7 protein-coding genes are annotated in these 9,959 nt (G+C 35.2%); 4 read left to right on the top strand and 3 right to left on the bottom strand.

The window, feature by feature from the left end; all coding sequences use genetic code 11:
* On the bottom strand, nucleotides 1–191 hold a 191-nt coding region (locus BMW37_RS12895), incomplete at its 3' end, for a hypothetical protein (RefSeq protein ID WP_143047659.1).
* Nucleotides 192–958: 767 nt separating this feature from the next.
* Here BMW37_RS12895 and BMW37_RS12890 point away from each other — a divergent pair.
* From BMW37_RS12890 to BMW37_RS12875, 4 genes are all read left to right on the top strand, one after another.
* Nucleotides 959–2,419 (top strand): DUF3375 domain-containing protein, encoded by a 1,461-nt coding sequence (locus tag BMW37_RS12890; RefSeq protein WP_093321908.1) that lies wholly within the window; start codon nucleotides 959–961, stop codon nucleotides 2,417–2,419.
* Between the two features lie 158 nt (nucleotides 2,420–2,577).
* Nucleotides 2,578–3,369 carry a DUF4194 domain-containing protein gene (locus BMW37_RS12885; RefSeq protein ID WP_093321904.1) on the top strand — a complete coding sequence of 264 codons (792 nt, stop codon included), beginning with the start codon at nucleotides 2,578–2,580 and terminating at the stop codon, nucleotides 3,367–3,369.
* A complete protein-coding gene (locus tag BMW37_RS12880; protein ID WP_093321899.1) occupies nucleotides 3,369–6,902 on the top strand; it encodes an ATP-binding protein in 3,534 nt (1,177 codons plus the stop codon). Before BMW37_RS12885 ends, BMW37_RS12880 begins: the two co-directional genes overlap by 1 nt.
* Before the next feature lie 24 nt (nucleotides 6,903–6,926).
* Nucleotides 6,927–8,165 carry a Wadjet anti-phage system protein JetD domain-containing protein gene (locus BMW37_RS12875; RefSeq protein WP_093321896.1) on the top strand — a complete coding sequence of 413 codons (1,239 nt, stop codon included), beginning with the start codon at nucleotides 6,927–6,929 and terminating at the stop codon, nucleotides 8,163–8,165.
* Between the two features lie 90 nt (nucleotides 8,166–8,255).
* Here the strand turns inward: BMW37_RS12875 and gatY are convergent, their stop codons facing one another.
* Complete coding sequence (gene gatY, locus BMW37_RS12870; RefSeq protein ID WP_093321893.1) at nucleotides 8,256–9,116, bottom strand: tagatose-bisphosphate aldolase subunit GatY; 861 nt, start codon at nucleotides 9,114–9,116, stop codon at nucleotides 8,256–8,258.
* Between the two features lie 32 nt (nucleotides 9,117–9,148).
* Entirely contained in the window at nucleotides 9,149–9,937 is a 789-nt protein-coding gene (locus tag BMW37_RS12865; RefSeq protein WP_093321891.1) for a DeoR/GlpR family DNA-binding transcription regulator, read from the bottom strand.
* Nucleotides 9,938–9,959 lie beyond the last annotated feature (22 nt).

The raw sequence follows: 9,959 nt of genomic DNA, 5'->3' as shown, positions 1-9,959 counted from the left end.
GTATCACTATCCTTCACTTCAGTCAGAAGCTCAGCCCCCACACTTTGCATATAAGGGGGATAGCCTTGGATTTCTTTTTGTTCAGTTTGTTTTGTTGCAATCACAGCTGAAGCTGCGTAAGAAAACCCTAGCGCCATTAGCCCGAGTATAATTGGGCGGATGATAAATATATTTTTATGAAGAGTTATCATATTTGTAGTCATATCCTTATGTTTTTGCTGGTTGACACATTAATACTAAAAATCAAAATGATGCTTAATAAGTGGTGTTAATTAGCCTATAGTAAAAATTTGATAAAATGTATTTACCTTAAATTATGGTGTCAAAATATTCGTACCTTTTAAAATCAATTATTAATTAGTCCGTTGCGAAATTAAATAAACTGATTCAAAATACGATAGCTAGCATATAAAAGACATCTTAGAATTTTATTTATGTATGCTTTAATCACCTGAAATGTTAAGTATTCATTTTTATTAATAACAAATTTATCATTTTTATAGAGCAACTCAAAGGAAAATCATAAATTTTACATTAAAATGTGTTTTTGTAACATATAATTACATTTTGTCGTAAGGTTTTGAATGGATAAAGCTAACCGCAAAATTCTTGGTTGATATTTAATCATATATGCAAATGATAACAGTGATTGTTTATGCTTTTGACCGTTAATAAATAAGAGCACCCAAATTTATGTAATGCTTAAATTAATGGTAAGTAAATTGAAAGAATAATCGATATGATAAAATATATATGCTGTAAAGATTGTTACCTTCTGAAGTAGTGATACTAAGATAAATAATCAGAATCAGTTTTCAATATTGTTTTTTAGCCTATCGAACAGCGATATAATCAACTAAAATAAGTGTCTTGCTATCATTCATACTCGTAACTAATCATTTTTTCACAATCAGTAGACTTTCAGCATTGATTATATAACCAAGTCGTGGGAGGCTAAATGAGTTTTCAGGGATTTCAAGCAAAATATAAGCGACTTTATAGTGAACATGCCGCATGGAAGTTATTAAAAACTGATAATGCCCCTTATATTCTTGCCTTTATTGCGTCTTTATTTCAAGAAGAAAGTGAAATAGAGTATGGGAAAGCCAAAATTATTTTAGATGAGGAACTGAAACTGAGTCGTGAATTAGGGATATGGTCAACTGAAACTAGTGCAGGCACATATTTAAACCAATGGATAAGGCAAGGTTGGCTTCGTGAAATGGATGATACTTTAACGAAAACTGATGCGAGTGAAATTGCGCTAAGGTTTTGTAAAGGATTAGATGAGCGTGGGTCAAGCACCACAGCATCGCATTTGAGAATTGTTCAAGAAGCAGTAAGAGATTTAGCATTAGCTATGAACCCTAGTATCGATCAACGTGTTGAACTACTTGAACATAAGAAACAAGAAATACAAAAAGAAATTGATGCGCTTAATGCCGGACACATTGTGATGTTAACTGAGCTTGAGCAAAAAGAGCGAATTCGTGAAATTTACCAACTTGCCTCCGTGTTAACGGGGGATTTTAGGCGTGTTGAAGATGAAATCAGACTGCTTGATAAATCCTTACGAGTGCAAATTGTTGAGGGTAGCGCAACTCGAGGTGATATATTATTATCGGTAATGGAAAAAGAAGCTTTGCTTGCTTCTACTGAATCAGGCAGTGCATTTGAAGGTTTTTTTCAGCTGTTATGCGATCAAAATAGAACGACAGAGTTTAGGGAACAACTAAGAAGTATTTTACAACAACCTTCAGCAAAACAGTTATTACCTCAGCAAACACAATTTTTATCTCAACTTATGCGTGAACTATCTAAGGAAAGCGATAGAGTATTTAGAGTCAGACGCAGAACGGAGGAGGGATTAAGATCCTATATCGAAAGCGGCGCAGCACTTGAAAATAGAGCGGTTGATAGACTACTTTCTCAACTTGAAAGACACGCAATTTTATTACGTGATGAAAATATTGATCTGAAAACTAATCTTTCGATGGAGCTTCATATCGGTCCACTTGAAATCGGTTCACCTGAGAGCATGAGATTAAGAACACCTGAAGATAAGCTTGATATGGTTGACATTAAAACCCATATCAATAGTAGGGAGCCGAGCGCAGATGTACTAGCTAGTCTAGAAACAGTGCAAATTAGGGAGCTTGCAATGCGTATTGTGAACACGCTGCGAGATAAAGGTCCAAGCTCGATTGGTATGCTTATTGAGATTAATCCAATTCAATCTGGATTAGAGGAGTTGGTGGCTTACCTGCGAGTCGCTAAAGCAATTAATGCCGCTCAATTACAAACAACAGAGAAAGTGATAGTGCGTGATAAGCATGGCAATGCAATTGAAGCAACTATTCCAACATATCTATTGAGCCTTAATCTTTTTCCTGAAACATTAGATGAACTTTCTATCTAATATAAACGTTCAGGTGGATATATAAAGGAAGATATGACATATTTATGCCGAATAAAAAAGAAGTAAAAAAAATCAACGGTTTGATCTTTAAAATAGTGAGATTAAATATACTTAGCTAAGCACCAAGATTGTCTTAGCAAGTCAATAGGAATAAATGAATGACAGACGATAAACATAGTTTTTTTAATCAGGTGATGGGGCAATCGCCTACTACCGATAAAGTTGAAGAAAATCAAGTATCCTTGGAAAGCAATGATGTGATGGGCATAACTGATATCTCTACTCACACTGAACAAACAGATATTCCTCATGAAGCAAGGCGAGCTTTAGTATATTTAATGCGCCACGGTGTTGTGCTTGCTAGTCAAAAACCTAAGGTGTTCAATCTAATCTGCCGCTATGTAGAGTTTATTAGAAGGCATCTTAGTGAAGTCTATCTTCAGTTATTACTAGATGAAAAAACAGGTATTGCATTTATTGCAACTTTTGAAAGTGAGCATACTTCTGAGGATGATTTAGAGTTAGAAGAGGGGGAATCGCAGGCTGAAGCATCCTCACTGATTACTAAGCGCGTATTAACATTATTTGATACTTTAATATTACTAGTGCTGAGAAAACATTACCAAGAAAGAGAAAGTGCAGGAGAGCAAAAAATTATTATCGACATTGAGCGTTTAGAATCGTATTTAACGCCTTTTTTACCAATCACAGATCATGCCTCGCTTGAGCGTAAAAAATTACAGGCCAGAATTAATGAATTTAAAAAGCGTAAATTACTTTCTGCGGTAAGAGGCGCTGATGATCGCTTTGAAATTACGCCATTAATTAGATATGTCGTTAGTGCAAATTTCTTGCAAACACTACTTGAGGAGTACAAATCTATGCTTGGTAAAGTGCAGAATGGTTCTTTGCATGATATTGTCAAAGATGATAATGAGGATGAACTGTAATGTCTGATAAAAAAAACCCAAAAATAGAAGCGCCTGTTCAAACATCATTACTATTTTCTTCAGAAGAAGAAAGCGAGGCTACCGAATCTCGTGATCAAATCGGATTTAAACTCGAAATAGACAACACAGTACTTGATAAAACAGAGCCTAAAATTGTACCTGCTAGAGCAAAAACTAAGCCTTTTTCTCAAGGCCAAATTAGATTAGTCGAATTATCAGTATATAATTGGGGATCGTTTCATGGACTTCACACCGCCTCTATTGATAAAGAAGGCACGCTCATTACCGGTGATAATGGAGCAGGTAAATCGACTTTAATTGATGGACTAATGGCATTGTTATTACCAGCTGGTAAAGCAACATTTAATGTTGCAGCAGCGCAAGGAGATAAATCAGACCGTTCTTTGCTTTCCTATATGAGAGGGAGTTTTGGTACTGCACATGATGGCGCAGCAACAAGAGTAAAAAGTAAACGTGAAAAAGGGGTGGTTACTGGTATTAGTGCATTATATCAAGCTGATGATGGCAGTTACCTTACTTTACTTGCTCTATTTTGGACAACTAGTTCTAGTAATGCTTTATCTGATGTAAAGCGTTTGTATTGTGTTGCTAAGCGTTCACTACAATTAACAGAGGTATTATCTTTTTTTGACGAAGGTAATACAAGAAAGCTGAAACAATTTTTGCGAGATGATCCAGATATTACAGATTGTGATAATAATTTTTCTGATTATCAAACGCTATATCGTAAGTTATTGCATATGGACAATAAAAATGCGCCTGCTTTATTGTCACGTGCATTAGGATTAAAGAAAATTGATGATTTAACTAAGCTGATACGAGAGTTAGTACTTGAGCCTAGCAGTGTTCGTGAAGATGCACTTAAAGTCGTAGAAGAATTTGCTGATTTAGTTGCAACCCATACTAAGTTAATAGATGCAAAAGAACAATCGAATCATTTAGTGAGATTACCTGAACTTGCTGAGATTATTAAAACAACAAGTGAACAATTAACTTCTTTAGCGATGGAAAAACAGGGACTCCCCATCTATTTTGCTCGTATTTTAAAAGCGCTTTTTGAAGAAAAAATTGCTCAACTTGAACAAACACAAATCGCATTAGATAGGGAGATAAAGCAACTTGAAGTTAAAGAACAAGATGCAAATGCGTTAGTTGAAAATCGGCATGAAGCTTATTTGTCTCTTGGCGGCGGTAAAATAGAAGGTTTAAAATCAGAAATTGTTCATCTCAAATCAAAATTGAATGATGTGATTCGAACGGCATCAAGTTATCAAGAGGCTTGTGTTATTTTAGAACTGAATGATAACTTGGAAGAGCATATTTTTGATAAAAATCTCATCATTGCGAAAGAGAAGTTAGTTGAAATTGAACAAGAGGTCAATAAAAAACGAGATGAATTTGTTGATATTCGATCTCATAAAAATCAAATCCTAAAACGATTTGAAGAAATCAAAGAAGAAGCACAGGCGATTATCGCAAGACCAGATTCGAACATCGATATACGTTATCAAAAATTACGTGATGAGATGATAGAAAGCCTATCTTTAAAAAGTGATAATGTCCGTTATATCGGTGAACTTATCGATGTCAAAGAAGAGGAAAGGGCTTGGCAAGGTGCGATTGAGCGAGCATTAGGCGGATTAAAAACAACTCTGCTAGTAACTTCTGAAGACTATCCGCTCGTGACAAGATGGTTAAACCAAAAACATACCGGATTGCATGTGCGGGTTCAAGTGGCTCAATTGAATGAAAAGGCTACGTTGGCTAATTTTTTCCAAGATGGTTATCTTACAAAGTTGGTTTGGCGCGATAATGTCTATCGAGATTGGCTAAAACAATTTTTAGTAAAGTTTGATTTACATTGTGTTTTGGATACAGAAACTCTCAATGCAACGCCTTTTTCTATGACTATTACAGGTCTTGTTCACCATGAAAAAGGGCGGTTTGAGAAAAAAGATCAACGTGCTATTGATGACAAGCGTGCTTGGAGTTTAGGGTTTTCAAATAAATCCAGGCTATTGCTTCTTAATAATGAACAACAATCTTTAAAAAATCAATTAGCTGATATTGATAAGCAAGATAAGGTTGCGATAGAAGCACTAGAGCTGATTCAAGGTAAGGCTCAAACTTGCCATGCTTTGCTTAAATTTGAATGGGAACAGATCAATGCGCCTTATTGGCATAATCGGCTGACACAGCTTGAATCCGATTTACAGGTATTAGAATCATCAAGTGGTAATATAGAGCAAGCTAAAACACTTTGGTTAGAAGCTAAACAAATTTTACAAACTGTACAAAATGATAAATCAAATAGTTTAATCAGACAAGGTGCGTTAGATAATGATAAGCGCTATGCAAATAGACAACTTAATCAGGTTGAAGCTTTAGCAATAACTGAATTGAGTGAGACAATATTTAAACTATTACATAAAAGAGTTGGGCATATAACTCTCGATACAGCGCATAAACAAGCTGATATTGATAGGGTATTAGAGACAGAATTAGAACAGGTGAGGCGTGCTAAAACGTCGGCAGAAAATAGTGCCAATCACATTATGGGTTCCTTTAGAGGAAAAGATAAATGGTTGCCACTTACAGTAGATTGGGCAGTGGGATTAGAGGGATTAGAAGATTATGTTGCTCATTATTTAGAACTTGAAAGAGAAGGGCTACCAAGTTTAGTTGAGCAGTTTAAGGAGCGATTAAATAAGCATGCAACGCAATCCCTTGCACGTGTTAAAACTAAATTAGAGTCTGAGCGTGAAGAAATTTTAGAAAGAATAGAGATAATCAATCAAGTCTTGATGAAAACGGAGTTTAAGCAAGGTAGTCATTTACGATTAGGGTCTAAACGTGAGAAATTTCCTCATGTAATTGAGTTTGAGAAAAAAATCCGCCTAGCACTCAGTCAAGTTACGAGTGATGATCATGAAGGAAGATTTAAATTACTAGCAGATGTGATTGAGATATTAGATAAAGCCAGTAATAGTGCTACTGCTAATACACTAGAAAGTTTACGTTTACTTGATCCTCGTTATCAGATGTCTTTTTATGCAGAAGAGATTGATTCAGCCACTCAAGAAATCCGTGATGTGCTTGAATCCTCAAGTGGTAAATCAGGTGGTGAGAAAGAGTCCTTTGCGGGCACAATAGTTGCAGCAAGTTTAGCTTACGTCTTAACACCAGATGGTTTTGATAAACCTGTTTATTGTACTGTATTTTTGGATGAAGCATTTTCAAATACTGCAGAGACAGTAAGTAGACGTGTACTCAAAGTGTTCAAGGCACTTAATATCCATGTTAATTTAATCACTCCGTTTAAAAATTTGAACCTTGCAAGAGAGTCTGCTAGGGCGTTGTTAATTGCTGAACGAGATCCTGTAATGCATGAAAGTCGGCTGTGTGAAGTAACATGGCAGGAAATGGACGAAATCATCATGAAAAGGAAAGAATCTTCTGTCAAAAATGAAGCTGAGGCACTAGGTGTCACGCTAAGCTCAAAGCCTGAATAATAGAATGGAAATGATACTTCGGATATGAAAGACATAAAAGCAAATAAATTTGGTAAATTGCCAAATGAAATTACTGAGTATCTGACTAAGCGTTTTTGGGATAATACCAGAACGTTAAAACAATTACTTAAAGCTGAAATCTCTTTTCCGATTAGAATTGCTCTTAAACCACCAAACGCAACAGCTGCGCTTGGTGATATAAACCACTTTCAGCAATTTATTAAGCAATGGCAAGAGTTTAGGGATAATAAATTGTATGAAGGGTGCGAAGTGGTATTTGAAACTCGGCGGTTTAGAGATTTAGGAGAGCAGGAGATACCACTTTTTTTAAATATCGAGCATTTTAATGCACTGTTATCAATTCTAGGGCACGCATGCCAAAAAACATTATTATCCTGGCAAGTTAAATTTCAGACACTTCACCAACTATTAGCTCCTAAACCTCATTGCGCGCATCAATTATTTTTAGCAATGGTTGAACAATTAGAGGTAATCGTTGGATTTGATGATGACATGTTGCTGATGCTTTCTAATCTCATTTCACAATTAAAGCCTAATATGGGGCATGGCCTATATTTAAGAGCTTTACCCATTATAGGGGTAGATACCAAATTTTTAGAACTCAATATGAAGTTAGTCGAATCACTTGCAAAGGTAGTTATCGATCCTGCTATTGAATCACAAGGCTTACAGATCTGGTTAGGTGTGAATGAAAAACCTAAAGATTGGCTGCTGGTTAAGCCTCTTTGCCCTAATACGCAGCAAGCCTTAGGTAATATTCCATTAATGCGCCTTTCAACCGAAGTATTACGGAGATTTATTTTACCAGCTAAAAGGATATTGGTGGTTGAAAATGAACAGTCATGTTTAGGGTTACCCGAGCTGCCAGATACCATAGCAGTCGCAGGTGGCGGTAAAAATATTGCTTGGCTTGATGCTAAGTGGCTTGAAGAAAAACAGATTGGTTATTGGGGGGATATTGATTCAGAAGGATTGACCATCTTAAGTGAGGCAAGAGCAAAACAATCTCATATTCAATCTCTAATGATGAATGAACTGGTTGTGACTCAGTTTAAAAAACGTATGGTTAATGAACCTCACTCCATTTATACAGAGCCAAAAAATCTGACCTATGAGGAGTTAATTTTATTTAGGGAATTACGGACAGGGAAGTTTGGACTTACAAGGTTAGAGCAGGAAAAAATCCCACCAGATTATATCATTTATGAATTAAAGTCCAAATTTTTGGAAAATAATATTTAGTGAATTAGTTTTAATATTATATAGTTGTATCATATACTAGATTTTATATGACACAACTATAATATGAAATTTCTTATAAATCCACTTCTTTTAAAAGTATTTTCCCTCACTTTTACAAATTAATATTTTTTCTTTAACAACTTGAGCCATTGCTTTTTTAGGTAATTCATTATATAGCCTAGGGTCATCGACACTAGGGTTGGCAATTAGATACTCTCGTAATGCAGTAGAAAATGCAATTTTTAGTTCAGTAGCAACATTTACTTTAGTGACACCTAACTTTATGCATCGTCTTATGTCACTTTCACTGATACCTGATGCGCCATGTAAAACAAGAGGGATATCGACAAGATTTTGAATTTTTTCTAATCTTTCAAAATCTAATTTAGGGGTTTCTTTATACATCCCATGAGCAGTGCCTATTGCGATAGCTAAAGAATCAATACCAGTTTGTTGGGCTAATTTTAAAGCATCTTCAGGGATAGTATAGGGATCATTTACACTTTCGACTATCATATCATCTTCTTGTCCAATTAGTTGGCCAATTTCAGCTTCAACAGAACAAGCATAGCGATGGCATAACTCTACTGTTTTTTTTGTGAGCTGTATATTTTCATCTAAAGTTAAAGCACTACCATCAACCATAGCAGAACGAATACCACTATCAAGTTTGTACTTAATATCATTTAAATCGTGATGATGATCAAGGTGAATTGCAACATTAATATTGCGAATTTCAGCTGCTGCATTTACTAATGCTATGAGTTCTTTGACTCCACCATATTTAAACGTACCAGGAGTACCTGCTAATATTACGGGTGACTCCATTTCTTTTGCCACATCTAAAATTACATGGACTGATTCTAGATTGTGAAAATTAAATGCAGGCACAGCAAAACTTTCTTTCTGAGCTTTCTTAAGCATGTAATAAGTATTAATTATATTTTTCATGGAGTCTCCTCAATACGTAAATTTTTTTAAAATCAAACTGATTTCACATTTATGCCTTTGTTTGTAAATTCGTTGGTTAATTCGCTAGTTATTCCTGTATCTGTAATTAATATGTCAATTTGCTCTGTAGATAGTATTTGGTTGTATCCAGCACGTTTAAACTTCGATGAATCTACTACAGCAATAATTTGGTTAGCTTTTTCACTCATAACTCTACTTATATTGAAACCCTCATTAAATGTAGTCATCCCTAGTACCGGATCAAAACTATCAGCACCAATGAACATTAAATCAGCCCTAATATCTCTTAAAGCTTCCTCAGCTATTTTTCCATGCAAAGAATGACTTTTAGCCCTATATAAACCACCGCATAAAATTAATGTAGTATTAATTGCATTCGATAAAGAAACAGCAGCTAGGAGATTATTTGTGATAACAGTTATATTTCCCCGTTTAGCTAATTCTTCTGCAATAAGATGAGTTGTGCTGCCGCTATCTAATATTAAAGTTGCATTAAGTGGGACAAGCGTTGCTGCATATTTTGCAATTCTCAACTTGGCATCGCTGTTAATAGCATAACGATTTGAAACAGCTAGTTCATCTTTAGAAAGCTCGTGATTAAATGTTTCGGTAATTAATTGGGCTTTACGGTGAGCCCCACCGAAAAAACGAACTAGCTTTCCTTGTTGTTCAAGTTCTCGCAAATCATTCCGAATTGTAACTTCAGAAGATTTAGTCATCTTGGCAAGAATTTTAACTTCTACGCTTTCATTAATTTTCAGTTCATCTAGGATTAATTTTCTTCTTTGTATTAAATTCATATATTTAAGTTTCGCATGGTTG

The sequence above is a fragment of the Thorsellia anophelis DSM 18579 genome (assembly GCF_900111395.1).
In the GTDB taxonomy this organism is placed as follows: domain Bacteria; phylum Pseudomonadota; class Gammaproteobacteria; order Enterobacterales; family Thorselliaceae; genus Thorsellia; species Thorsellia anophelis.
The sequence above is the reverse complement of the archived record's forward strand: the minus strand, read 5'-3'. Positions and strand labels throughout refer to the sequence as shown.

Bases quoted from the DNA above. Each gene is read 5' to 3' on its own strand.
- gatY (WP_093321893.1), bottom strand. From the start codon at position 9,116: ATGAAAAATATAATTAATACTTATTACATGCTTAAGAAAGCTCAGAAA.
- BMW37_RS12885 (WP_093321904.1), top strand. From the start codon at position 2,578: ATGACAGACGATAAACATAGTTTTTTTAATCAGGTGATGGGGCAATCG.
- BMW37_RS12865 (WP_093321891.1), bottom strand. From the start codon at position 9,937: ATGAATTTAATACAAAGAAGAAAATTAATCCTAGATGAACTGAAAATT.
- BMW37_RS12875 (WP_093321896.1), top strand. From the start codon at position 6,927: ATGAAAGACATAAAAGCAAATAAATTTGGTAAATTGCCAAATGAAATT.
- BMW37_RS12880 (WP_093321899.1), top strand. From the start codon at position 3,369: ATGTCTGATAAAAAAAACCCAAAAATAGAAGCGCCTGTTCAAACATCA.
- BMW37_RS12890 (WP_093321908.1), top strand. From the start codon at position 959: ATGAGTTTTCAGGGATTTCAAGCAAAATATAAGCGACTTTATAGTGAA.